This window comes from Streptomyces sp. NPDC001508, from assembly GCF_040298665.1.
In the GTDB taxonomy this organism is placed as follows: Bacteria; Actinomycetota; Actinomycetes; order Streptomycetales; family Streptomycetaceae; genus Streptomyces.
The window spans coordinates 1-24,136 of record NZ_JBEPAP010000040.1 but is presented as its reverse complement, the minus strand read 5'-3'; the positions used below and the strand labels follow the sequence as shown (position 1 = coordinate 24,136).

At 71.5% G+C, this 24,136-nt stretch carries 22 protein-coding genes and 3 pseudogenes; 14 read left to right on the top strand and 11 right to left on the bottom strand.

Features of this window, described 5'->3' with window-relative positions:
* Position 1 precedes the first annotated feature (1 nt).
* Positions 2 to 1,519, bottom strand: coding sequence for a class I adenylate-forming enzyme family protein (locus tag ABT245_RS29535; protein WP_351739103.1), 1,518 nt, complete (start codon positions 1,517 to 1,519; stop codon positions 2 to 4).
* A gap of 187 nt (positions 1,520 to 1,706) precedes the next feature.
* On the opposite strand from ABT245_RS29535, the gene ABT245_RS29530 reads away from it, so the two are divergent.
* From ABT245_RS29530 to ABT245_RS29510, 5 genes are all read left to right on the top strand, one after another.
* Positions 1,707 to 2,900 (top strand): amidohydrolase family protein, encoded by a 1,194-nt coding sequence (locus ABT245_RS29530; RefSeq protein WP_351739101.1) that lies wholly within the window; start codon positions 1,707 to 1,709, stop codon positions 2,898 to 2,900.
* Positions 2,900 to 4,033 carry an acyl-CoA dehydrogenase family protein gene (locus ABT245_RS29525; protein WP_351739098.1) on the top strand — a complete coding sequence of 378 codons (1,134 nt, stop codon included), beginning with the start codon at positions 2,900 to 2,902 and terminating at the stop codon, positions 4,031 to 4,033. The genes ABT245_RS29530 and ABT245_RS29525 overlap by 1 nt, the downstream gene beginning before the upstream one ends.
* An 8-nt stretch (positions 4,034 to 4,041) precedes the next feature.
* Positions 4,042 to 4,968 carry an acyl-CoA dehydrogenase family protein gene (locus ABT245_RS29520; RefSeq protein WP_351739254.1) on the top strand — a complete coding sequence of 309 codons (927 nt, stop codon included), beginning with the start codon at positions 4,042 to 4,044 and terminating at the stop codon, positions 4,966 to 4,968.
* A gap of 398 nt (positions 4,969 to 5,366) precedes the next feature.
* Positions 5,367 to 5,504 carry a hypothetical protein gene (locus tag ABT245_RS29515; RefSeq protein ID WP_351739096.1) on the top strand — a complete coding sequence of 46 codons (138 nt, stop codon included), beginning with the start codon at positions 5,367 to 5,369 and terminating at the stop codon, positions 5,502 to 5,504.
* A gap of 18 nt (positions 5,505 to 5,522) precedes the next feature.
* A complete protein-coding gene (locus ABT245_RS29510; RefSeq protein ID WP_351739093.1) occupies positions 5,523 to 5,987 on the top strand; it encodes an ATP-binding protein in 465 nt (154 codons plus the stop codon).
* 206 nt (positions 5,988 to 6,193) lie between these two features.
* On the opposite strand, the gene ABT245_RS29505 is transcribed toward ABT245_RS29510, so the two are convergent.
* Entirely contained in the window at positions 6,194 to 7,120 is a 927-nt protein-coding gene (locus tag ABT245_RS29505; RefSeq protein WP_351739091.1) for a cyclase family protein, read from the bottom strand.
* Positions 7,121 to 7,204: 84 nt separating this feature from the next.
* On the opposite strand from ABT245_RS29505, the gene ABT245_RS29500 reads away from it, so the two are divergent.
* The 3 genes from ABT245_RS29500 to ABT245_RS29490 all read left to right on the top strand — a co-directional run bounded on the left by ABT245_RS29500 (position 7,205) and on the right by ABT245_RS29490 (position 10,719).
* Positions 7,205 to 8,116, top strand: a complete 912-nt coding sequence (locus ABT245_RS29500) for an SDR family NAD(P)-dependent oxidoreductase (protein WP_351739089.1) — start codon at positions 7,205 to 7,207, stop codon at positions 8,114 to 8,116.
* A 396-nt stretch (positions 8,117 to 8,512) separates the two neighbouring features.
* Positions 8,513 to 9,670 (top strand): acyl-CoA dehydrogenase family protein, encoded by a 1,158-nt coding sequence (locus ABT245_RS29495; protein WP_351739086.1) that lies wholly within the window; start codon positions 8,513 to 8,515, stop codon positions 9,668 to 9,670.
* Entirely contained in the window at positions 9,670 to 10,719 is a 1,050-nt protein-coding gene (locus tag ABT245_RS29490; RefSeq protein ID WP_351739083.1) for an alcohol dehydrogenase catalytic domain-containing protein, read from the top strand. The genes ABT245_RS29495 and ABT245_RS29490 overlap by 1 nt, the downstream gene beginning before the upstream one ends.
* On the opposite strand, the pseudogene ABT245_RS29485 reads toward ABT245_RS29490, so the two are convergent.
* The 3 genes and pseudogenes from ABT245_RS29485 to ABT245_RS29475 form a co-directional block, all read right to left on the bottom strand.
* Positions 10,641 to 11,168, bottom strand: a pseudogene (locus tag ABT245_RS29485) (helix-turn-helix domain-containing protein); the annotation flags it as partial. The gene ABT245_RS29490 and the pseudogene ABT245_RS29485 overlap by 79 nt on opposite strands.
* A gap of 181 nt (positions 11,169 to 11,349) precedes the next feature.
* Entirely contained in the window at positions 11,350 to 11,904 is a 555-nt protein-coding gene (locus ABT245_RS29480) for a hypothetical protein (protein ID WP_351739080.1), read from the bottom strand.
* On the bottom strand, positions 11,897 to 12,205 hold the full coding sequence (locus tag ABT245_RS29475; RefSeq protein ID WP_351739077.1) for a hypothetical protein: 309 nt from the start codon (positions 12,203 to 12,205) through the stop codon (positions 11,897 to 11,899). Before ABT245_RS29475 ends, ABT245_RS29480 begins: the two co-directional genes overlap by 8 nt.
* Before the next feature lie 416 nt (positions 12,206 to 12,621).
* Between ABT245_RS29475 and ABT245_RS29470 the strand changes: the two genes are divergently transcribed.
* Both ABT245_RS29470 and ABT245_RS29465 read left to right on the top strand, forming a co-directional pair.
* Positions 12,622 to 12,786 (top strand): hypothetical protein, encoded by a 165-nt coding sequence (locus tag ABT245_RS29470; protein ID WP_351739074.1) that lies wholly within the window; start codon positions 12,622 to 12,624, stop codon positions 12,784 to 12,786.
* Positions 12,787 to 13,419: 633 nt separating this feature from the next.
* A pseudogene (locus ABT245_RS29465) lies at positions 13,420 to 14,010 on the top strand (MFS transporter); the annotation flags it as partial.
* Positions 14,011 to 14,075: 65 nt separating this feature from the next.
* Here the strand turns inward: ABT245_RS29465 and ABT245_RS29460 are convergent.
* The 4 genes from ABT245_RS29460 to ABT245_RS29445 form a co-directional block, all read right to left on the bottom strand.
* Positions 14,076 to 14,675, bottom strand: coding sequence for a flavin reductase family protein (locus tag ABT245_RS29460; protein ID WP_351739071.1), 600 nt, complete (start codon positions 14,673 to 14,675; stop codon positions 14,076 to 14,078).
* 288 nt (positions 14,676 to 14,963) lie between these two features.
* The gene (locus ABT245_RS29455; RefSeq protein WP_351739252.1) at positions 14,964 to 15,749 is read right to left on the bottom strand and encodes an enoyl-CoA hydratase/isomerase family protein; all 786 of its coding nucleotides are present in this window, start codon (positions 15,747 to 15,749) and stop codon (positions 14,964 to 14,966) included.
* Between the two features lie 35 nt (positions 15,750 to 15,784).
* A complete protein-coding gene (locus tag ABT245_RS29450) occupies positions 15,785 to 18,013 on the bottom strand; it encodes an acetate--CoA ligase family protein (RefSeq protein WP_351739069.1) in 2,229 nt (742 codons plus the stop codon).
* 263 nt (positions 18,014 to 18,276) lie between these two features.
* Positions 18,277 to 19,461 carry a flavin-containing monooxygenase gene (locus tag ABT245_RS29445; protein ID WP_351739066.1) on the bottom strand — a complete coding sequence of 395 codons (1,185 nt, stop codon included), beginning with the start codon at positions 19,459 to 19,461 and terminating at the stop codon, positions 18,277 to 18,279.
* Between the two features lie 310 nt (positions 19,462 to 19,771).
* Between ABT245_RS29445 and ABT245_RS29440 the strand changes: the two genes are divergently transcribed.
* The 3 genes from ABT245_RS29440 (at position 19,772) to ABT245_RS29430 (ending at position 21,311) form a co-directional block, all read left to right on the top strand.
* Entirely contained in the window at positions 19,772 to 20,221 is a 450-nt protein-coding gene (locus ABT245_RS29440; RefSeq protein ID WP_351739063.1) for a DoxX family protein, read from the top strand.
* Positions 20,221 to 20,613 carry a Zn-ribbon domain-containing OB-fold protein gene (locus ABT245_RS29435; RefSeq protein ID WP_351739060.1) on the top strand — a complete coding sequence of 131 codons (393 nt, stop codon included), beginning with the start codon at positions 20,221 to 20,223 and terminating at the stop codon, positions 20,611 to 20,613. Before ABT245_RS29440 ends, ABT245_RS29435 begins: the two co-directional genes overlap by 1 nt.
* Before the next feature lie 182 nt (positions 20,614 to 20,795).
* Positions 20,796 to 21,311, top strand: a complete 516-nt coding sequence (locus ABT245_RS29430) for a GNAT family N-acetyltransferase (protein ID WP_502982219.1) — start codon at positions 20,796 to 20,798, stop codon at positions 21,309 to 21,311.
* 12 nt (positions 21,312 to 21,323) lie between these two features.
* Here ABT245_RS29430 and ABT245_RS29425 read toward each other — a convergent pair whose 3' ends face one another.
* Positions 21,324 to 21,989 carry a pyridoxine/pyridoxamine 5'-phosphate oxidase gene (locus ABT245_RS29425; RefSeq protein WP_351739057.1) on the bottom strand — a complete coding sequence of 222 codons (666 nt, stop codon included), beginning with the start codon at positions 21,987 to 21,989 and terminating at the stop codon, positions 21,324 to 21,326.
* A 460-nt stretch (positions 21,990 to 22,449) separates the two neighbouring features.
* Here ABT245_RS29425 and ABT245_RS29420 point away from each other — a divergent pair, with 460 nt between their 5' ends.
* Entirely contained in the window at positions 22,450 to 23,697 is a 1,248-nt protein-coding gene (locus ABT245_RS29420; protein ID WP_351739055.1) for a helix-turn-helix domain-containing protein, read from the top strand.
* A gap of 360 nt (positions 23,698 to 24,057) precedes the next feature.
* Here the strand turns inward: ABT245_RS29420 and ABT245_RS46215 are convergent.
* Positions 24,058 to 24,136, bottom strand: a pseudogene (locus ABT245_RS46215) (IS200/IS605 family transposase); the annotation flags it as partial.

The window sequence follows — 24,136 nt, the reverse complement described above, 5'->3', positions numbered from 1 at the left end:
CTCACCGCCCGGTGCCCGAGAAGCGCTCCCGCAGCTCGTACTTGAGCACCTTCCGCAGCGTCTCGCCCCGCGGAAGGGCGTCCACCACCTCCAGTTGCTCCGGCAGCTTGTGCACCGACAGCCCTTGCGCGCGCAGGTGCGCCGTCACCGCCTCCAGGGTCAACTCCCTGCCCTCGGGCGGCGGTACGGCCCGCTCGACCACCGCGCACACCCGCTCCCCGCGCTCCGCGTCCGGCAGCCCGATCACCGCCACGTCCCCGACCGCCGGATGCCGGTGCAGCAGGTCCTCGATCTCCTTGGCCGAGATGTTCTCGCCCTTGCGGATGATCACGTCTTTGCGCCGGCCGGTGAGCACCAGGTGCCCGCCGTCGGTGAGGTACCCGAGGTCGCCGGTGCGCAGGAACCCGTCCTCGTCGAACGCCTCCGCGGTCTGCGCCGGGTCCAGATAGCCCCGGCACACGGCTTCCCCGCGCAGCCGCACCTCCCCGTCGACGATCCGTATCTCCATCCCCCGCGGCGGACGCCCCTCCGCCGTCGCCAGGTTCTCGGCCGTGTCCTGCGGATCCCCCATGGTGATCATCGGTACCTCGGTCATGCCGTAGCCGTGGGTGAGTTGCACGCCCATCTCGCGGACCACGGCGTGGTACACCTCCGGCGGCTTCGGCGCCCCGCCGCCGGCGAGCAGCCGCAGCGTCGGGATGATCTTCTCGCCGGGCCGTTTGCGCTGCTCGGCGAGGAACAGGGAGTAGAAGGCGGTGGAGCCGCCCGCCACCGTCACCCGGTGCCTGCGGTACCCGGCGAGCGCCGCCGGCAGCGCGAACTGCTCGAACAGCACCGCCGGGAAGCCGTACAGCAGGAGCATCACCGTGTAGTCCGGGCCGGCGATGTGCGCGTACGGGAAGGCCATCGAGCCCACGTCGTCGGGTCCGAGGCGCAGCGCGTGGGCGAGGCAGGAGCCGCCCGCGATCAGCGAACGGTCCGTGTGCAGCACGCCTTTCGGGGCGGAGGTGGTTCCCGAGGTCCAGTAGATCCAGCGCACCGAGGTGCCCTCGGCGGGCGGGGGCGGCAGCCGCCCGGGATCGCCGTCGGGCAGTGTGTCGTACGCCTCGAAGACCCCCTTCGCGCCCAGCCGCCGGGCCATCGCCGTGTGGTCGTACCCGCGCCAGGTGCCCGGTACGGCGAAGAACTCCGCCCTGGACTCACGCAGCGCGAAGCCGACCTCCCGGTCCCGGTAGAAGGGGATGACCGGCGACTGCACGGCGCCGAGCCGGGCCAGCGCGAAGGACAGCAGGGCCGTCTCGATGCGGGTGGGCAGCTGCCAGGCGACGACCGTGCCGGGCCGTACGCCCATGCCGTACAGGCCCGCCGCCACCCGCTCGGCGCCCGCGCACAGGCTGCCGAAGGTCAGCGTCCGGTCGTCCTGGAGGAACACCGGACGGTCGGGGGTGAGCGCGGCGCGGCGGGCGAGGAGCTGCCAGAGCGTGCGGGACGTGCTCAGTTCGTGTGCGGCGGTGTCCATCCCCGCCCCCCCTTCGGCTGACCGAGCAGGCTGACCGAGCAAACTGACGGAGCGTCAGACAGTGCGGAGAGCGTAGGGCCGTGCGCCTTGTCGGTCCAGGGGTGCGCGACTAGTCTCCTGCCCGGAGGATTTCTGACAGCCCATCAGATACGGCGGCCGTCAGTATCACGTCAGGCGGAGGGGACCCATGCCCGAACTGCCCCGCATCATCAGCGTCGACGATCATGTGATCGAGCCCGCCCACCTCTTCGAGACCTGGCTGCCGGCGAAGTACCGGGACCGCGGGCCCAAGCCGCTCACCGCCGGGATCGGCGAACTGGCCTATATCGGCGGCAAGTACCGCATCACCATGGACCCGGACGGCCAGCCCACCGACTGGTGGATCTACGAGGACCTGAAGTTCCCCTACAAGCGCAACATCGCCGCCGTCGGCTTCGACCGCGACGAGATGACCCTGGAGGGGATCACCCGGGAGCAGATGCGGCCCGGCTGCTGGGACCCCGTCGAGCGGCTCAAGGACATGGACCTCAACCACGTGGAGGCCAGCCTCTGCTTCCCGACCTTCCCGCGCTTTTGCGGGCAGACCTTCGCCGAGGCCCACGACAAGGAGGTCGCGCTCGCCTGTGTGCGCGCCTACAACGACTGGATGGTGCAGGAGTGGTGCGCGGGCAGCGGCGGCCGGCTCGTCCCGCTGTGTCTGATCCCGCTGTGGGACGTGGACCTGGCGGTCGCGGAGATCCGGCGCAACGCCGAGCGCGGGGTGCGGGCGGTGACCTTCTCCGAGATCCCCACCCACCTCGGGCTGCCCTCCATCCACTCCGGCCACTGGGACCCGTTCTTCGCCGCCTGCCAGGAGACCGGGACCGTCGTCAACATGCACATCGGCTCCTCCTCGCAGATGCCGGCCGCCTCGCCGGACGCGCCGCCCGCCGTACAGGCCTCGCTCAGCTTCAACAACGCGATGGCCTCGATGATGGACTTCCTGTTCAGCGGCGTGCTGGTGAAGTTCCCGCGGCTCAGACTGGCGTATTCCGAGGGCCAGATGGGCTGGGTCCCGTACGCCCTGGAACGCGCCGACGACGTCTGGGAGGAGCACCGCGCCTGGGGCGGCGTGCGCGACCTGATCCCGGAACCGCCGTCGACGTACTACTACCGGCAGATCTTCTGCTGCTTCTTCCGCGACAAGCACGGGATCGCGTCCCTGGATGCCGTGGGCCGCGACAACGCCACCTTCGAGACCGACTATCCGCACGTCGACTCGACCTTCCCGCACACCAAGGAGGTCGCCCTCGACCATGTGAAGGGCCTCGACGAGGAGACCGTGTACAAGCTGATGCGGGGCAACGCGATCCGCATGCTCGGCCTCGACCTGGACCGCTAGTGGACCTGTCGTACACGCCGGAGGAGGAGGACTTCCGGGCGCGGCTGCGGCAGTGGCTGGCCAAGGCGCTGCCCACCCTGCCGGCCGGTCCGTCCCCGCAGGACTGGCCCGCGCGCCGCGCCTACGACCTCGGCTGGCAGCGGATGCTGTACGACGCCGGGTACGCCGACGTGCACTGGGACGCGCCCCCGACGCAGCGGCTGATCTTCCTGGAGGAGACGGAGCGGGCGGGCGCGCCCTATGTGGGCGCGGGCTTCGTCGGGCTGCTGCACGCCGGCCCGACGATCGCCGCGGAGGGCACGGCCGCGCAGCGGGCGCGCTGGCTGCCGCCGATCCTGCGCGGCGAGGAGGTGTGGTGCCAGGGCTTCAGCGAACCGGACGCCGGATCCGACCTCGCCGCGCTGCGCACGCGCGCGTGGCGGGACGGCGACGACTATGTGGTGAGCGGGTCCAAGATCTGGACGTCGCACGCCGAGGTCGCCGACTGGTGCGAACTGCTGGTCCGCACCGACCCCGACGCGCCGCGGCACCGGGGCATCACCTGGCTGGCGATGCCCATGGACGCCCCGGGCGTCACCGTACGGCCGCTGCGCACGCTCGCCGGGTCGGCGGAGTTCGCCGAGGTCTTCCTCGACGAGGTGCGGGTGCCGGTGGCCAACCGGGTCGGCGCGGAGAACGACGGCTGGCGGGTGACCATGGTGACGCTCTCCTTCGAGCGCGGCACGGCCTTCGCCGGTGAGGTGATCGCCTGCCGCCGGGTGCTGGGCGAACTCGCCCGTGAGGCCCGCGCGGGCGGCCGCTGGGACGATGCGGCGCTGCGCCGCAGGCTCGGCGCGCTCAACGCGGAGTTCCGGGCCCTGTGGCGGCTGACGCAGTGGAACGTGAGCGAGGCCGAACGGGTCGGCGGGGTGCCCGGGGCCGGCGGTTCGGTCTTCAAACTGAGGTATTCGCACGCCCGTCAGGAGCTGTACGACACGGCGGCCGACGTCCTCGGCGCGGACTGCCTCGACCTGGACCGGCCGTGGGTACTCGACCGGCTGTCCTCCCTGTCGTACACCATCGCCGCCGGCACCTCGCAGATCCAGCGGAACATCGTGGCCGAACGGATTCTTGGCCTGCCGAAGGGGCGGTGAGCGGCCGGATGCGCTTCCAACTCACCGGCGAACAGAGAGCGTTGCAACACGGGGTGCGGCAGCTGCTGGACCGGCGGCGGGACGCGTGGCAGCCGCGGGCCGCGCTCGGGCCGCCCCGCCTGGACCGGACGCTGTGGCGGGAGCTGGGCGCGGCGGGCCTGTTCGCGCTGCGGCTGCCCGAGGCGGACGGCGGGGCGGGGGCCGGGCTGCCGGAGGCGGTGCTGGCCTTCGAGGAGGCCGGCCGGGCGCTGCTGCCCGGCCCGCTGGTGGCCACCCACCTGGCGGCCGGCACGGTGCCCGGGGCGGCCACCGGGGAGGCGGTGGTGACGGCCGTGGACGGGGGCCTCGTGGAGTGGCTGGCGGCGGCCGACGTGGTACGCGGGGACGCCTCCGCGGCGATGCCGGTGCGGTCCGTGGATCCGCTGACCCCGCTGCACCGGGTGCCTCCGGCCGGGGCCCGGCGCGGGGCCGGGGGCGGTGCCAGGGCCGGGACGGCGGGCGAGGCGGCCGACCCCGTCGCGCCGGACCCCGTGGCGGTCCTGCTCACCGCGGCCGAACAACTGGGCACGGCCACGCGCGTGTGCGAACTGGCCGTGCAACACGCCCGGACGCGTGAGCAGTTCGGACAGCCCGTCGGGGCGTTCCAGGCGGTCAAACATCTGTGCGCGGACATGCTGGTGCGGGCCGAGACGACGCGCGCGGCGGTGTACGCGGCGGCCGTCACCGGTGACCCGGTGGACATCGCGGCGGCCCGGCTGCTCGCCGACGAGGCGGCCGTGCGCGGCGCCCGGGACTGCCTCCAGGTGCACGGCGGCATGGGCTTCACCTGGGAGTCCGAGGTTCATCTCCAGCTGAAACGGGCATGGCTGCGGGCCCGGCGCGGCGGGGGCGGCACGGACGGGGCGGAACTGCTCGCCGCCGATCTGGCCGGCTGACGGCCGGGGAGAACCCGCCGGGCCGCCGGGGTTCCGCACACCCCTCGTGGATGTCACGGATCGTGGCATCAGCGGATCACGGAGCGTCGATATCAGCTTGTGTCCTCCGCATGACTCGTCACGGCCCGGAGTCGGCCGTCCCCTCCGGTACCTTGTGTGGGATGCGAGCGGTTCCGAGCACGAGCCATGCCGGTGTTGCCCCTGGGGTGGCTCCGCATCCGGCGGTGCGCGCCGCTGCTCGCGGGGCGATCGGGGCTTTCGTCCCCGCCCGTGCGGCCCCCCGCCGCGAGCGTCGCACAGTATGCCGCACGCGTACTCCTTCGCGCTGGAATATGCCCGAAGCGCTTGTTGGGGTGACTGTACGTCAACCATGCTGTCTCGTAAGGGAGTCACGTTCCGTGACCCTTGCTGTGGTCGTTGTCCTGCCCATGCAGAAGATGGCTACGATCGTGGCCTTCGTCGTGGTGCTCGTCGCGGCCCTCGTCGTGGCGTGCGCGTGGCGTCGGGTCATGTGTCCGCCGGTTCGGATGGTGTGAGCGGTGCAGGTGCTTCAAGTGCAGCTGGAGATCCGACCCGACCCCGCCGAGGTGGGGCGGGCCCGCAGATGGGCGCGCTCACGGCTCGCCGGGTCCGGGATAGCGGCCGACGAGCAGTTGGCCGAGATCCTGATCCTGCTCGTGTCCGAGCTGGTGACCAACGCCGTGGTGCACACCGGCTGTCCCGCCGTCCTCAGGCTCTCACTGCCCGGTACGGCGGCGGAGCCGGCCACGGTGCGCCTGGAGGTGGCCGACACCAGCGCCCGGGCGCCGGTGCCGCGGTGTGCCGGCGGCGAGGCGACCGGCGGCCGGGGTCTCGCGCTCGTCGACGGCCTCGCCGACCGCTGGGGCTGGAGCCCGGAGGGCGGGGGCAAGCGCATCTGGTGCGAACTCGACCGGTGCGACCGGCCCCGGGGGAGCGCGGCGGCGGCGTACGGGGGCGGCGGATCCGCGTACGAGGGGCTGGCGTTCGAGGCGGTGTAGCCGCAGGGCACGGCGATGCGCCGGTCCATGCATCCGTGCGCACCCCGTATGAAGAGGGCATAAGCAATAAATCCCCGTACGGGTGTTGACGCGTCGTGACCGTTTGATCACGCTTGTGGTCTGCGATTCGCCGCGAGGGGACGGCAAGGGCTCGGTGACGGAAGCCCTTGTCGAGTGTGGGTCGGGCCGGAGCCCCGGAAGAAGCCTCAGACAATGGCCACCGGGGCGACCGGCGTACCCGTGGCGCCGACGAACGGTTCGGGCATCGCCGACAACAGGAAGGCATACCGGCCCGCTTCTCCACAGGCTGTGGACAACTCTTCGAGATTCCAGTTCTGCCCCTGGAGCATCCCCATCTCCACCAGGTCGAGGGCGTGCACGGGCAGCCACAGCCCGTCGATCTCGGGCGGGAAGACCTCGAAGGTGAGCGTGTCGTTCGCGACGGCCGCGACGTCGCGCGCGTGGAACCACTCCGGGGTGCGCACCGAAAGACCCGGCGAGGGATGGGCGTAACCGTGCTTGTCGCCCGCGAGGTACACCCGCATCTGCCCCGTGCGCACCAGCACCACGTCACCGGCCCGCACCCGGGTGCCGGCCAGTTCCTCGGCCGCCTCCAGATCCTCCGGGGTGACCGCGTGCCCGCCCTCCAGCCGGTCCACGCCACGCGCGCGTGCCACATCCAGCAGCACCCCGCGGGAGACCAGGTGCCGGACCTTGTCGATGCCGCCGAACTCCGCGCCGCCGTGCGCCGACACCGTGTGGGCGGACCGCCCGTTGTAGAGCCTCCCGGAGTGCGAGACATGGGTCAGTGCGTCCCAGTGTGTGCCGGCCTGAAGGCCCATCGTCACGGCGTCGTCGCTGCACGCGACCGTCCCCGGCCCGAAGACCTCCTGGTTGATCTGCACCATCGCGTGCAGCGGATTGACCCGGCCGGGGATCATCCCGGTCTGCACACCGTCCCGGTGCAGCGGCAGCGCGAGCGGGATTCGGCGCCCGCAGCGGACGGTGGCCGCGGCCTGCCGGACCACCTCGTCGGTGATCAGGTTCAGGGTGCCGATCTCGTCGTCCGCCCCCCAACGGCCCCAGTTGTTCACACGCTTGGCGATGGCGTGGAACTCGTCGGGCAAGGACATCGTGGCCTCCCGGGGCTTGTCTCCGGCTGTCTGCGGCGCCATAAAATCTAACGGTCCGTCAGAAACCGCGGGAAGGGGCCGGGCGTGGGGAACTTCTTGGCAGGCAAGGCCGTCGCCGTCACGGGCGCCGGGCGGGGCATCGGCCGCGCGGTCGCCCTCGCGGCGGCGGCCGAGGGAGCGCGGGTCGTCGTCAACGACTACGGCGTGGCGACTGACGGCACCGCGCCGAGCAGCGAGGTCGCCGACAGCGTGGCCAAGGAGATCGAGACGGCGGGCGGCGAGGCGGTCGCGGTCGCCGACGACGTCTCCACGATGGCCGGCGGCCGGCGGGTCGTCGAGACGGCCCTGTCGGCGTACGGCCGCCTCGACGGGGTCGTCTGCGTCGCCGGGATCCTGCGGGAACGGATGCTGTTCAACATGTCCGAGCAGGAGTGGGACCCGGTGCTCGCCACCCATCTCAAGGGCACGTTCACCGTGTTCCGCGCCGCCGCCGCGGTCATGCGCGAACAGCGGTCCGGCACGCTGATCGGCTTCACCAGCGGCAACCACCAGGGCTCGGTGTCCCAGGCCAACTACAGCGCCGCGAAGGGCGGCATCATCTCCCTGGTCCGCAGCGCGGCGCTCGGCCTGCACCGGTACGGGGTGACCGCCAACGCCGTGGCGCCCGTGGCCCGCACCCGGATGTCGGCCGGGGTCCCGATGGAGCTGACGGAGATCGGCGAACCGGAGGACGTCGCCGCGCTCGTGGTCTACCTGCTCTCCGACCGCGCCCGCGAACTGCCCGTCACCGGCCAGGTGTACACGATCGCCGGCCCCAAGATCGCCGTCTGGGCCCAGCCCCGCGAACTGCGCGCCGCCTACACGGAGGGCACCTGGACCCCGGAACGCATCGCCGACTTCCTGCCCGGCACGGTAGGCACCGACCCGATGCCCCTGCTGTCCCAACTGCCGGCAATGGCAAAGGCAGCCCGCTCAAACACCCACCCAAACACATGACTCCGCCACCGGGCAGCGCCCCAATAGGGGCGCGGCGCTACAGCGACATGCGGCTCCGCCGCGCGGAAAGCCCACGGCCCGACAGTCCCCGAAGGAGCGCGGGGAACTGCGCGACAAGCCCCACCGCACCGGCAGCCGGCCGACAGCGCCCGTCCCCACGGCGCGCCCCCGCCCCGGCCCCACCGCACCGGCAGCCAACGGCCGGCGCCCGCCACAGCGCGCAAAGGGGCGCGGGGAACTGCGCGACAAGCCACAGCGCGCCCGCAGACAACGGCCGGCGCCCGCCCCCACGGCGCGACCCCGCCCCAGCCCACCGCACCCGCAATCGGCCGACAACGCCCGCCCAACGGCGCGCGACCCCGCCCCCGCCCAACGCCCCGCGCAGGGAGACGCACCATGGAGTTCGGCTTCACGCCAGAGGACAACGCATTCCGCTCCGAGGCCCGCGACTGGCTCGCCGCGCACGCCGGCGCCACCCAGGACCGCCGCTCCTGGGAACGCACGCTCGGCAAGGCCGGCTGGATAGGTCTGGGCTGGCCGGAGCCGGGCTACGGCAACCGCACCGCCGGCCTCACCCAGCAGGTCGCCTGGGCCGAGGAGTACGCCCGCTCGGGCGCGCCCCCACGCTCCGGGCACATCGGCGAGAACCTGCTCGCCCCCACCCTCATCGCGCACGGCACCGCTGAGCAGAAGGCCCGCTTCCTGCCGCCCGTCGCGGCCGGCGAGGAGCTGTGGTGCCAGGGCTACAGCGAACCGGGCGCGGGTTCCGACCTGGCGGGCGTACGCACCACCGCCGTACGCGGGCCGCACGGCTACCGCGTCAGCGGCCAGAAGATCTGGACCTCCCTCGCCCACGAGGCCGACTGGTGCTTCGTGCTGGCCCGCACGGACCCGGACTCCCGCCGGCACCACGGGCTCAGCTTCCTGCTCGTACCCATGGACCAGCCGGGCCGGATCGAGGTCCGTCCGATCCGGCAGCTGACAGGCACGAGCGACTTCAACGAGGTCTTCTTCGACGGGGCGCACGCACGCGTGGAGCACGTCGTCGGCGGTGAGGGCGCGGGCTGGCGGGTGGCGATGAGCCTGCTCGGCTTTGAACGCGGGGTGTCGACGCTCGCCCAGCAGATCGGCTTCGCGCGGGAACTGGAGCAGGTCGTGCGCACGGCCGTGCGGACCGGCGCGGCAGCGGACCCGGTCCTGCGCGCCGGCCTCGTCCGGCTGTGGGCCGAACTGCGCACCATGCGCTGGAACGCCCTGCGCACCCTGGGCGGCGCGGACGACCCGGGCGCGCCCAGCGTGGCCAAGCTGCTGTGGGCGGGCTGGCACCAGCGGCTGGGCGAACTGGCGGTGCGGGTGCGGGGCGCGGCGGCCGCCGCAGGACCGGCGGACTGGTCCCCGCAGCAGCCGTACGCACTGGACCCGGCGCAGCACCTGTTCCTGTTCTCCCGGGCCGACACCATCTACGGCGGCTCCGACCAGGTTCAGCGCACCATCATCGCCGAGCGTGTGCTCGGCCTGCCGAGGGAGCCAAAGGGGTCGAGGGGAGTCGTGTGATGCGCGGTGTGGTGTTCGACGGTGAGCGGATACGGGTCGTCGACGACCTTCGGGTACGGGATCCGGGCCCGGGCGAGGTGCTGGTCGCGGTCGCCGCGGCCGGGCTGTGCCACAGCGATCTGTCGGTAGTGGACGGCACCATACCTTTCCCGGTTCCGGTGGTGCTGGGCCATGAGGGCGCAGGGGTGGTGGAGGCGGTCGGTGTGGGCGTAACACATGTGGCCCCCGGCGACCATGTGGCGTTATCCACGCTCGCGAACTGTGGCACATGTGCGGACTGCGACCGCGGCCGGCCGACCATGTGCCGCCGGGCCATCGGCCGCCCGGGCCGGCCGTTCACCCGTGGCGGGGAGCCGCTGTTCCAGTTCGCGTCCAACTCGGCCTTCGCGGAACGCACGGTCGTCAAGGCGGTGCAGGCGGTCCGCATTCCGAAGGACGTCCCGCTGCCGTGCGCCGCGCTGATCGGCTGCGGGGTGCTGACCGGGGTGGGGGCCGTGCTCAACCGGGCCCGGGTGGAGCGCGGGGACAGCGTGCTGGTGATCGGCGCGGGCGGGATCGGTCTGAACGTCGTCCAGGGCGCCCGGATCGCGGGCGCGCTGCGGATCGTGGCGGTGGACGCCAATCCGGCGAAGGAGGCGGTGGCCCGGCGGTTCGGCGCGACCGACTTCCTGACCTCGACGGACGCGGTGCGGGATGTCCTGCCGACCGGCGCGGACCACGCCTTCGAGTGCGTCGGCCACACCGACCTGATCCGCCGGGCGGTCGATCTGCTGGACCGGCACGGGCAGGCGGTCCTGCTCGGGGTGCCGCCGGCCACGGCCGAGGCGTCCTTCCTGGTCTCCGCCATGTACCTGGACAAGTCGATCCTCGGCTGCCGCTACGGCTCGGCACGCCCGCAGCGCGACATCGCCCTGTACGCCGAGCTGTACCGCCAAGGGCGGCTGCTGCTGGACGAGTTGGTGACCGGAACCTACCCGGTCGAGGACTTCGACAGGGCCCGGGCGGACGCGGCGGCGGGACGGCTGGCCCGGGCGGTGCTGACCTTCTGACCGTCCGCGCGGAAGGTGCGCCGGTACGCGGTGGGTGTGACACCGAGCGCCGTCTGCAGATGCTGGCGCATCGACTGGGCCGTGCCGAAGCCCGCGTCCCGGGCCACCTGGTCGACGGAGAGGTCGGTGGACTCCAGCAGGTGCCGGGCGCGTTCGACGCGCTGCTGGGTGAGCCACTGGCCGGGGCTGACGCCGACCTCCTCGCGGAAGCGGCGGGTGAAGGTGCGTACCGACATGGCCTCCTGCTCGGCCAGGTCGCGCAGCTGGATCGGCTCGTTCAGGCGGCCCAGCGCCCAGGCGCGGGCGGCGGTCGTGGTGGCCGACTGCGGCTCCGGCACCGGCCGGTGGATGTACTGCGCCTGGCCGCCGTCGCGGTGCGGCGGTACGACCATGCTGCGGGCCACCTCGTTGGCGACGGCGGTGCCGTGGTCGCGGCGCACGAGGTGCAGGCGATGCCCCGCTCTCGAAGGGTGTCGACCATGGTCACAAGGTCCAGGAGGGACCGTGCGAAGCGGGCCGCCGAGACGACGCCAAAGGGAAGGGGGGAGGGGTGGGGTATGCCCCCTTGAAGGGGTATTGCTCGACCGCCACGTCTTACCGGCCAAGATCGCGCCACGGTTTCAGGGCCGCTCAAGGCTTGATGGCCAGGGCTCGGAATTCTTCGTGAAGGGACCGCAAGTGGCGCCACAGAGACGTACTGGAAGGCCAGGTTTCCAGATGCTGGACCTCGTCCGGCTCCATGGCTCTGCCCGTAGCTTGCGCATTTGCCACCATCATGGCAATGCACTGGATCGAAATGATCCTCTCGGCGATCTCCAATGCTCGGCCATCTGATCCCGTTACGGCGTACAGCCGACGTAGGCGTCGATCGACCTCGTCGACGACCTCCTCGATCGCGTCCATCAGCGACCGGAACTCGTGGAACTGATCTCCCTTACTTTTGTTTGTCTCTGGGACTTTCCGAAACTTGACGGCGAGATCGACAAGTTTCCATAGCATCAAGTGCACATCGACGGCAGTACGGCAATGCTCTGCGCCCACGGGGTCGGTGTAGTAGTTGACGGTCATGAGACCGCCCACGACGGTGTAATCGGTGCCGACCCTCGCGCCGGCAAACTCCTGGCGATCGGCGTTGAACTGCTGACCTACGTACTGATTCTGCTGGTGGAATCTAGTTTCACCCACCGAGCGCCCCAAGCATGGCGGCGACCTGACTCCCAATGCCCGTGGCCAGGCTGCCCATCTCAAGAACCCGTCGCAGCCGCCCTCCCGTCTCTACGGTGTCGCCAGACACTGCGGCATCACGGGCGGCTTCCAGCTCCGCCTGTGCCTCGGGAGGCAGGGGTGGCTCCATCCGCTGCGCTTGCCTCAGGAGGCCGTTCAGTCCAGCAGTAAGATCCGCCATCGAGGTCGGCGTTCCGACGATCATGTTCTCGGCGTTGTGCTGAACGCCGACGGTTTGGTTGGCCTGGTTGAAGGTTGCCACCCGGTCACAGTACGGCGAGCTCTACTTGGCGAGCAATGCGCACGTTGCTTCAACTCCACTCTCCCGCAGAGGTGTTCAACGGAGGCGATGCCCTGACGGCAATGGTGGCAACGCGAAGGAGCCGAGCCAGAGTCGGCCCCGCTTGACCAGTTCGAAGCCGGATACCGGGAGGGCGAACGCAAGGTCGTAGTCAGGGACGCTGTCTTGTTGGCTCATCGCATCAGCGTAGCGAGGGCGGGCTCGCACGCGGCCTCATTTTGAGAGGCGGCTCACATGCAGTGACCTGCGCTTTTCCCTTGCGTGGCGTGTACGTTTGCGGGTCCCCCCCGTGACGTAGGCGGGGCGGATGTGTCTTCAGGAAGGGGAAGTCCGCGATACAGGAACACGTGTGGCGTCGCGCGCTGGTGCGCTCTGACATGAAGCCCGCAGAGAAGTTGGTCGGCGTCGCGATGGGGTTGTACGCGGACTACGAGACGGGCGAGAACGTGTGCCCCTCCAACGGGACGATCGCCAGGGAGCTCGGCTACGGCGGGAAGGCTCCAGAGCAGACGGTCAACAAGATCGTTGGCCAGGCTGCGTAAAGAGGGCTGGCTCGCGAAGACAGGCAAGGTGCCGGACGGTCCAGTGATCTGGACCTTGGCAAGGTCAAGCAAGAGGAACAGCGGCGACGCTGGTTCGGCGACGCGTACGCGGCTCCCATGCCGGTGGAGTTCGACTACGACGGCTTGACCGACCGGCTCCATGAAGCGGGGCAAGAGCCGCCCCCTTTCTGATCAGGCATGACGAAGCCCCGCCTTCTGGTGAGAGCGGGGCCAGTCGAGCGAGGCAGGCTACGCGTCTTGTTCGTCGTCGGCGGTGTGGTTCCACTCCACGGTCATGTAGTCGTCCACGGTCATCTTCGCCGCCTTCTTGAAGCCGTTCGTGTGCATCGTGCGTGATCGTGGTGACGAACTTGACCCACGCTCGACGGACGGGGAGCGGAGTGCTCGGCCAGTCCTGAATCAGGCCAGCGATGCCCGATACGGGGTCGATCGGGGGCAGGCCAGTGACACCGGACAGCTTCTCGTCGACCTCGTCGAGCCTGGCCCGGATCGCCTCGGTACCGGCCGTCATCTGGGACAGGGTGATGGACCCGGAGGCGTAGGACAAGGCCAACCCGTCGAGCCGTTCCCGTAGGGTCTGCGCTTCCTGGTGAAGGTGGGCCGAGTCGTCCCGGCACCTTCGCGATCTGCGGCGTCTCCACCAACGGCCTGATCCAGACCCACTTCGTGCCCGCCGCCCACGACCACGGCATGCCCATCACGGCGGCGGCCTCGCTGCTCGCGGTCATCGGCGTGTTCGACGTGGTCGGCACGATCGCCTCCGGCTGGTTCACCGACCGCTTCGAGCCGCGCCGTCTGCTCGCCGTGTACTACGCCCTGCGCGGGATCTCCCTGCTCTTCCTGCCCATGCTGCTCGGGCCGAGCATCCACCCGCCGATGGTCTTCTTCATCGTCTTCTACGGCCTCGACTGGGTCGCCACCGTGCCACCCACCCTCGCCCTGTGCCGCGAGCAGTACGGCACGGACAGCGCCATCGTCTTCGGCTGGGTCCTCGCCTCCCACCAGATCGGCGCGGCCCTCGTCGCCTACCTGGGCGGCGTCTGCCGTGATGTCTTCGGCTCCTACGACATGGTCTGGTACGCCTCCGGCACCCTGTGCGCGGCAGCGGCCCTCATGGCCCTGATCATCCGCCGCCACCCACCGACCCCGGCAACGGCCGCCCACCCGGTCGGTCCGGCCCGCCTGGACCGGCAACTCGGCTAGGGCGTGTTTCGAAAGTAGCGTCGTCCGCCCGGAGGGCGGGCCGGACGGGACCTTCGAAACACGCCCTAGAGGAAGCGGCCGCAGTGGAACAGCAGGGGTGGGGTGTTCTGGGCGGGGGTGCCCAGGGTGGTCACCCGGCCCACCACGATCAGATGGTCGCCGCCCGTGTGCACCGCGTGGATCGTGCAGTCGATCCATGCGGCGGTCCCGGCGAGCCGGGGGGAGCCGGTGACCGGGGCGGCGTCGTGGGGGACGTCCGTGAACTTGTCCGCGCCGCTCACCGCGAAGGCGCGGCACAGGTCGCCCTGGTCCGCGGCGAGGACGTTGACGCAGAAGACGCCCGCGCGGGCGATGCGCGGCCAGGTCGTCGACGTACGGCCCACCATGAAGGCGACCAGCGGGGGATCGAGGGAGAGGGAGGAGAAGGACTGGCAGGCGAAGCCGGCCGGGGAGGTCTCGCCCTGGGCGGCCGGTGCCGTGATCACCGTCACGCCGGTCGCGAAGTGGCCGAGCACCCGGCGGAACTCCGTCCGGTCCACCGGCGCCCGCTCGTCCTCGCGGACGCATCGCAGATCGGGGCGCGGCAGCGGCTCGACGGGGCCGGCGGAGCCCGGCACGGACCTGAGGTAGCGGACGGCGGCGGCCGCCATCCCTGCGTGTCCCATCACACCCCACATTGAAGCTGACGATCCGTCAGATAGGAAGCCCCGGCGGCGGAAGCCGGCGACCCCGGGAAGGGGAGTCCTGGAGCCCGCGGTGGTTCAGAAGCGGGCAGCGCTGGAATCCGGTGGTCCTGGAAGCGGGTCTGCTCGGAAGTGGGTCGTCCTGGAAGCGGGTAGCGCTGGAATCCAGCCGTCCCGGAAGCCTGTGGCCGGACTCGGTGGTCCCGGAGACGGGCGGCTCTGGAACCCGGTGGTCCGGGAACGGGCTGTGCCGTTGAGGCGTCGTGGCGGTCAGCGGCCCTTGAAGACGGCATCTCGGCGCTCGGCGAAGGCTGTCAGGCCCTCCTGGGCGTCTTGGGTGGTCATGTTGATCTCCTGGGCCGTCGCCTCGGCGGTGAACGCGGTGGCCCGGTCGGCGTCGAGGGAGGCGTTGACGAGCTGCTTGGTGAGGGCGAGCGCCCGGGTCGGCCCGGCGGCCAGCCGCTCCGCCCACAGCCCCGCCGTCCTCGCCAACTCCCCGTCCGGCACGACCCGGTTGACGAGCCCCAGCCGCTGCGCGTCCGCCGCGCACAGGGCCTCGCCGAAGAACATCAGCTCCTTGGCGCGCTGCGGGCCGACCAGCCGGGGCAGGAGATAGGCGCCGCCGCCGTCCGGCACCAGGCCGCGGCGCACGAACACCTCGATGAAGCGGGCCGATTCGGCGGCCAGGACCAGATCGCAGGCGAGCGCGAGATGCGCGCCGAGGCCGGCCGCCGTGCCGTTCACCGCGGCCAGCACCGGCTTCTCACAGTCCAGTACGGCCGCGATCAGCCGCTGCGCCCCGAGCCGCAGCATGCGCGCCACATCACCGGCGACCCGCTCGCCCCTCGCCGTGCCGCCCCGCAGGTCCGCCCCCGCGCAGAAGCCGCGCCCGGTCCCGGTGAGCACCACGGCCCGTACGTCCGGGTCGGCGGACGCCTGCGCCAGCAGCGCGATGAGGCGCTCGCGCAGCTCGGGGGTGAGGGCGTTCAGCGCCTCGGGCCGGTCGAGCGTGATGCGCGAGACGCGGTCGCGCACCTCGTGCCGTATCCCCGTCACCGCGCCACCGGACGCCCCCGCCGGCGCCTTGCCGGTCACCGGCACACCGCCAGCGCGTCCAGGGCCACCGCGCCCTGCCCCTGGGGCAGCACCATCAGCGGGTTGATGTCCAGCTCGGCCAGTTCGCCGCCGAGTTCCAGGGCCATGCGCTGCACCCGCAGGACGACTTCGACGAGCGCGTCGAGATCGGCCGGCGGCCGCCCCCGCACCCCGTCGAGCAGTGCCCGTCCGCGCAGTTCGCCGAGCATGTCCCGGGCCTGCTCCTCGCCGAACGGCGGCACCCGCACGGCCGTGTCCCGCAGCACCTCGACCAGCACCCCGCCGAGGCCCACGGTGACGGTCGGCCCGAACAGGTCGTCGTGGGTGACGCCGACGACCATCTCCACGCCCCGCTCGACCATCTGGCACACCAGGACGCCGTCCAGCGAGACGTCCTCGTACCGCGCGGTGTCGGTCAACTCGCGGTAGGCGTCCCGCACCTGGCTCGCCGACGTCAGCCCGATCCGCACCAGGCCCAGCTCGGTCTTGTGGGCGATCCGCGTCCCGGACGCCTTCATCACCACCGGATAGCCGACCTGCCCGGCCGCCCGCACGGCGCCCGCCGCGCTGGTCACCAGCTGCTCGCGCGGCACCCGGATGCCGTAGGCGCGCAGCAGTTGCTGCGCCGCGTGCTCGCTCAGCTGCTGCCCCGGCCGCAGCAGTGCCCGCGCCTTGCGGAAGGAGGGCGAGGGGGAGCGTGGCGCCTCCTCGAAGGGGGAGCGGTAGGCGCGTACGAAGCGGTGGTGGTCGAGGTAGGCGCGGACGGCGGTGAGGCAGTTGCCGACCGTGCGGAAGGTGGCCACCCGGGAGGAGCCGAGCAGGACCTCGCGGTAGGCGGGCTCGGTGCCCACCGGCGACCCCCACACCACGCACACCAGCTTGTCGGTGGTCTCCGCCGCGTCCACCAGGTCCCGTACGAGCCGGTCGCTCAGCGGCGGGAACGGCCCGGTGATCGGGCAGATGAGCACCCCCACCTCGGGGTCGGCGAGAATCGCGTCGATGATCTTCCGGCCGCGTTCGTCGCCGACCGGATGGCCGCCGTTGTCGACCGGGTTGGCCACGCTCAGATACTCCGGTATCCACTGGTGCAGCTCCGCCTGCCGGCCGGCGGACAGCTCCGGCAGGTGGAGTCCCGCGCCGGCCGCCAGGTCGGCGACATGCGCGCCCGTGCCGCCGGAGATCGAGTAGACGACGACACCGTCGGCGCGCGGGGGCCGGGACCGGGCCAACAGGGCGGCGGTGTCCTGGAGTTCGTCCAGCCCGTCGACCCGGATCACTCCGTACTGCCGCATGGCCGCGTCGACCACGTCGTCCGCTCCGGTCAGCTTGCCGGTGTGGGAGGCGGCGGTGCGGGCCCCCGCCTGCGTGCGTCCCACCTTGACCGCGACCACCGGCACCCGGCGCCGGGCGGCCCGGTCCGCGGCCAGCAGGAAGGAGCGGCCGTCCTTGAGGCCCTCCACATAGCAGGCGATGGCGCCGACCTCGGGGCGCTCGGCGAAGTAGGAGATGAAGTCGGCGCTCTCCAGGTCGGCCTCGTTGCCGGTGGGCGCCCAGTGGGAGAGCCGGATGCCCAGTTCCTGGAGGGCGAAGACCGGGCGCCCCTGGTGGCCTGACTGGGTGATGAGCGCGATCGCGGGCCCCTGGAGGTCGTCCCGGAACCGTTCGAAGGCGTTGAGGTTGGTGTTCGGCCCGAGCAGCCGCAGCCCGGAGTCCCGTACGGCGGCGGCGAGTTCGGCCTGGGCCGCGGCGCCCGCCGCACCGGTCTCCGCGAACCCGGAGGCGAAGGCGACCGCGAACCGCGCCTTGGCGTCGGCGAGTTCCGCGATCAGCGGCAGGGGGTCGGCGACCAGCAGCACCGCGAGGTCGACGCGTTCGGGCAGGTCGGCGACGGAGGCGGCGCAGGGGATGCCGAAGACGGCCGGCCGGGTCGGATGCACCGGGTGCACCCGTGCCCCCACCTGGTCGGCCCAGGACAGGAGTTGCCGGGTGATACCGGTGTTCGGCCGGCCCTCCGTGTCCGAGGCGCCGATCACGGCGACGGACCGGGGGCGGAAGAAGCGGTCCAGGTCCGGTACGTCCGCGTGCAGCGGCCGTCCGCTGACGTCGAGGTCGTCCACGTCGGCCGCCCGGCCGTGGACGGCGGCCCCGGGGCGCTGCTCGTCGCAGGCGATGATCCGGGCCCGGCGGGAGTCGGTGGTGAGGGTGCCGTGGGTCGATCCAAGCATCGGTCCGCCCGCTCCTGTGTGACAGCACAATTAACTGACGCTACGTCAGATTACTGAACTGACGCAGCGTCAGGAACGCCTGTGCGGGCAAAGTCACTTGAGACGTGGCTGCCGCCGGCTTCGCAGTCCCCGTGCCGGCCGGCTTCGCAGTCCCCGTGCCGGCCGGCGTTGCGCTCGCTGTGTCGTCCCGCGTTGCGCTCGCTGTGTCGTCCCGCGTTGCGCTCGCTGTGTCGGCCCGGGGTGCGCTTGCCGTGCTGTCCGCCTCACGCTCCCCGTGATGATCGCGTCGCGATCTTCTTCGCTATCTTCTCGGCGTCGAGTGCCACTTCACGGAGCATGCCGCTGATGGGGTTGGTGAAGCCGGTGAAGTACAGGCCGGGGGCGTTTGCCGGGGTGTGACCGCCGTGCACGACCGGCCTGCCGCGCGCGTCGAGTACGTCGAGATGGCCGACCAGGCCCTCCAGGGCGCGCGTGTACCCGGTGGCGGCGATCACGGCGTCGGGCGACAGCCGGCCGCCGTCGGCGAGGGCCACCTTGCCGTCCTCGAAGCCCTCGACGGCGGCCACGACCTCGACCCGGCCGGACCGTACGGCGTCGACGAGGCCCACGTCCTGCACCGGGATCGCCCCCGCGGTGACCCGGCTGTACAGCCCGGTCTCCGGTCGCGGCAGCCCGTACGCGGACAGGTCGGGCACGCTCATCCTCGCCATCGGCCGGGCGAGCCGGTCGACGAGCGCGACGGGCAGGCGCCGTACCAGTACGGCCGAGTGCTGGGCGGGCCACCCCGCCGTGGACCGCCGCACGATGTGCGGGGCGGTGCGCACGGACAGCCGCACCCGAGATGCGCCCCCCTCCACCAGGTCGACGGCGATTTCCGCGCCGGTGTTGCCCGCCCCGACGACCAGCACGTCACGCCCGGCGTACGGCTCGGCGTTGCGGTACTCGCCGGCGTGCAGGAACGTGCCCAGGTACGCGTCGCGCCCCGGCCAGTCGGGCACGTACGGGGTGTGGTTGTACCCGGTGGCGACCACCACCGCACTGCCGGTCAGCTCACGGCCGCCGGAGGCGCGCAGCAGCCAGCCCGTCCCGTCGGCCGACCGCTCGACGCGGAACACCTCGACCCCGGTGACGATCTCCAGTGCGTGGAACTCGGCGTACTTCTCCAGGTACCGCACCACGTCGTCGCGTGCCACCCAGCGCCCGAACCGGCGTGGGATCGGCAGCCCGGGCAGTGCTGACAGGCGGCGGGTGGTGTGCAGCCGGAGCCGGTCGTAGTGGCGCCGCCAGGACGCCCCGACCCGGTCGGCCTTCTCCAGGACGACGGCCCGTACGCCACGGGTCCGCAGCGCGTGCGCGGCGGCCAGCCCGCCGGGTCCGGCGCCGATCACATAGACGGGGCGGTCGGCGGGTGTCGTGGGGTGCTGCGCGGAGGCGCGGGAGACGGCCATGAGCGCGAGCGTAATCACGCACATCGTTGATGGGTCTCGGTCAAGACCGGAATTGGTACCGGATTGATCACGGGTGTGGGGGGAGTGGGCGGGGTTTGTGACATGCGGCACTCGGATGTGCGCGAATCCCGGTGTGTGCCCGCGCGGTCCGCCCGGTTGCGGACAAGTCCGGTTGCGGTCAAGTTCCTTTGGTTCCAAGGGATGTTGCGGTGGTCCGGTTGCGGTGCCGGCCTTGCGTGCGCGCCGGGCGTCCGCTGAACTAGCTGAACTGACATACCGTCAGATTCGAAGCGGCGGGCGGGGAGGGTCCATGGACACGATCTGGCTCAGCGGTGCCGAGTGGCTGGCGGTGCTGCGCGTCGGGCTCGGGCTGTGGTGGCTGGAGAGCTGGCGGCACAAGGACAGGAAGGCCTGGCTCCGGCGCGGCAGCGGCATCACATGGGCCGCGGACATCGCGGCGAAACACCGCTGGACCCTGGTCCGCTCCGGCTTCGACATCGTGGTGAAACCCCGGCCGAGGACGATGGCGTACGTCGTCCTGTACGCGGAACTCGCCCTCGGCGTCGGCCTGGTGCTGGGCTTTCTGACCCCGCTCGCGCTGGCCGGCGGGGCGCTGCTGAACCTCGTCTACTTCGTCCTCATGATCCACGACTGGGCCGAGCAGGGGCAGAACTCGATGATGGCGCTCATCTCGGTCGTCGGGCTGTTCGGCATGGCGTGGCAGACGTGGTCCCTCGACGCCGCGCTCGGGTGGTTCTGATGCGTGCGGAGGGTTTCGACCGACCGGAGGTCGACGCCTTCACCCGGCCGTACTGGGACGCGGCGGCCGACGGCCGGCTCCTGCTGCGCCGCTGCCGGGCCTGCGGCCGGGCGCACCACTACCCGAGGGAGTTCTGCCCGCACTGCTGGAGCGAGGACGTCGGCTGGGAGCGGGCGAGCGGTCGGGCGACGCTCTACACCTGGTCCGTGGTGCACCGCAACGACCTGCCGCCCTTCGGTGAGCGCACGCCGTACGTCGCCGCCGTCGTGGACCTCGCGGAGGGGCCGCGGATGATGACGGAACTGGTGGACTGCGACGCGACAGCCCTCCGGGCGGGCGCGGATCTGACGGTGACGTTCCGCGTCGGCGTGCCCGTGTTCCGCCCCACATAGCCCCTCCGGGGATGCCGCGGTGTGGTGTCGTTGCGTGTGCGGCGCCGTTGTGGCTGGTCGCTCCCCCAAGTTCTCGGCTTCGCTCGAACAGGGGGGACCCCCATCGCGGCGGAGCCGCAAATCGATACAGCCTCGCGCCCCTTCGGGGCGTTGGCCGGACGTTCGCGGCGGCCTGGCAGCGCATGGCGGGCGGCCCGGCCGACGGCCTCCGCCAGCGGCAACGGCTGTACCGCCTCGGCGAGTTGACGGCACCTGAGCCGACGCCGCAGGGCCGGGCGAGGGCGGCGGGACCGCCGGACCGGGAGCTGGTGCGCCGCTGGTACGAGGAGTTCACCGCGGCGGTCGGCCGGCCCGCCTCCGCGGCCTTCGCCGCCGACTGGGCCGACAGCCGCATCGCGCACGGCGGCGTCACCGTCTGGGAGATCCCCGACGGCACCCCCGTCACCATGGCCGCGGTCACCTCGAAGATCGCGGACCAGATCCGGGTGACCACCGTGTACACCCCGGCCGACCTGCGCGGACGCGGTTACGCGGGGGCCGTCACCGCGATGGTGAGCCAAGCGGCACGGCAGGCGGGCGCCCAGGAGGTCCTGCTGTTCACGGACCTCGCCAACCCGACGAGCAACGGCCTGTACCAGAGGATCGGATACCGGCCCGTCGCCGACTTCGCGGTGTACGGGTTCGGCACGGGCGAGTAGCCGGGCGCGGGCTTACGGCCACAGCAGTTCCCGGGCCCAGCGCCCTTCCCGGTGCGTGTAGGTGAGGCGTACATGGCGGCGGTGCGCGTCCCCCTGGAAGAACTCGACCTCCGCCGGGCGGAGCCGGTACAGCGTCCAGGTCGGTACCGGCGCCGTCGGATCCTCCTGAGCCTGCCGCCAGGCGGCCTCCGAGGCGCGCCGCAGCTCCTCCGGCGACGGCAGCACCTCGCTCTGGCGGCCGGTGAGCGCCGCGGCCAGCGCCCCCGTCGAACGCGCGTGCAGGTCCGCCTGGCCCTGTTCCGGCGGGGCCGGCGCGACCGGCCCCCGCACCCGGACCTGACGGCCCAGCACCGGCCAGTAGAAAGCGAGGGCCGCGTACGGCCGTTCGGCCAGCTGGCGGCCCTTGCGGCTGGTGGCGTGCGTGGCGAACGACCAGCCCGCCGGGTCCGCGCCGTGCAGCATCACGATCCGCACGTCCGGCCTGCCGTCCGCGTCCGCCGTCGCCAGCGACATCGTGTGCGGCTCGGGCTGACCGGCCGCTACCGCCTCCGCGAACCACGTGGTGAACAGGGGCAGGGGGGTGTCGGGGGCGGCGGCCGGGTCGAAGGGCGGCAGCTCCGTGACCGCCGGGTCCCACACCCGCAGCGACCGCAACAGCTCGTGAAGATCGGTTTCCATGGGCCGAGTATGACCCGGCCGTCACTCCGGCGACGGATCCTTATCTCGGTGAGCCAGGATGCCTGGCCGCTGGACATGGGCCCGGCGAAGATCGACGCCGTACCGGACGACAGCGACCGAGAGGTACGGGCCGGATGAACGGCGTGCCGGCCCACGCGCGCCGGCGATGTCGCCGAGCACTCCGCGCAGATCGGTGCCGCATCTTGACGGCTCGGCGGTGCACCGTACGACGACGCGGCACCGGAATCGATCGCGGACGCGGCACCGGAATCGCACTCGCTCGATTCCGGACGGGCCAAGGGGCCTTGTCGCGCAGGGGGTCGAGCGGGACGGCTCATTGTTCGGGCCGCTTCCGAACGCGCAGGACCGGCCGAATCGCGGATGCTTGAAAGCATCTGCCGTAACAACTCCGGCCAGTTCGCCCGTCCGGCGTACCGTGGCGCTGGAGGTAGGTGAGCAGATGACGACTGAGCTTGCGGACAACGTACGGAAGCACCGGCGTCGCACCGGTCTGAGCCAGGAAGAACTAGCCCACGCGGCAGGCGTATCGCCAGGAACCGTGCGGAAGGTCGAGCAGGGCGGTACGGTCCGCATGGAGACGCTGCACGGCCTCGCCCGCGCGCTGAACGTGACCACGGCCGCGCTCATGGCCTCGGACGCCCCGGAACCGGTGGGGCAGGCCGAGGAGTCGAACCGCGTCAACCTGATTCAGCTTCGGGCCGCGCTGACCCCAGCGGTAGGACTCGCCGACCCGGTAGCGGAGACGGCCGACGAGGAGCCCGACCTACGAGTGTTCCGCCGGACGGTTCAGGACGCGCGGGTCCTCTACTTCTCGGACAGCTACAAGAGCGTTGCTTCGCAGTTGCCGGGACTGTTGCGTGATGCCGGGCGGGCGGTCGCCTACTACGACAGCGGAGAAGAGCACCGGCAGGCCCTGCTGGCCCGCGCTGAGGCCCAGCGCTTGGCAGGCACCTACCTGACGCAGGTGCGGCAGTATGACATCGCTTATACCGCCCTCACGGCAGCGGTGACCGACGCCAAGAACGCTGGGGACATGCTCGCCGCCGCTTCCGGAGTCGGCGGTATGTGCTGGCTGTTGGTGCGGCAAAGCCGGTTCGAGGAAGCTGAACGTATCGCCGCTTCGAGCATGGACGTGGTGGAGCCGAAGATCACCAAGGCCGAGCCCGACCACTACGCGGCATGGGGCGGACTCGCGATGGAAGCCGCCGCGGCAGCCGCACGCAACAACCGCCCCGAGGAAGCCAAGGAGTACCGCAATGCCGCACGCGTGGCGGCAACAGCGGTCGGTACGGCGCACCGTAACGTCTCCCGGCATTGGTCTGTCTTCGGACCGGTTACCGCAGCTGTGAAGGCACTTGAAGACTCCATGCTGATCGGTGACGCCCGTACGGTCGTGCGTAAGGCGGGGGAGGAAGAGGCCCTGTCTCCGAAGGCGTGGAAACGCCTGGGCAGGCCCAGCACCAACGACGGCAACCGATTCACCCTCGACCTGGCGCGCGCACACATCCGCACGGGTGACCTGTCGGCAGCGATGGAAGAGCTGTCGCAGGTCCGAGAAACGGCCCCGGAGTGGCTGAGGCATCAGAGCATGGCCGCCGAGACCATGGAAGAGATCTTGGGTAAGCGGAAGCGCACTCTGACCGCCGAGATGCGCGACATGGCCGCCTACCTCGGCGTTGTCGGCTAGATACCACGCAGCGTGGCGGTTCGCTGACCGTGCGTCGTGAACTACCACGTGTACATCATGGTGTGACGCTACGTCATACAGCTACGATCGCCGTACCCGGTCCACCGACCCAGGGCCGGGGATGCAGTGATCACGCAGAGATGCGCCGTGGACCGCGTTCGCCGCCGGGAGTTGTACGAGGCGGCATCGGGTGCGTGGAGGCGAGTGCCGATCCTTGAGTTTCCGAGCCTGGGCGCACTGGCCCACGACGTCAAGCGTGACCGTGCAGGCGCTGGAGCTGCGATTACCGGGTTCCTTGCAGAAAGCCCCGGCGTTCACGCCGGGGATGAATGCATCTCAAGATTGCTCTGACGTGCACTTTTAGAGCGGACGTTTTTGCTGCTCGATGTACTGGCGGACGATCGCCAACGGTGCTCCGCCGCACGATGCGGAGAAATAC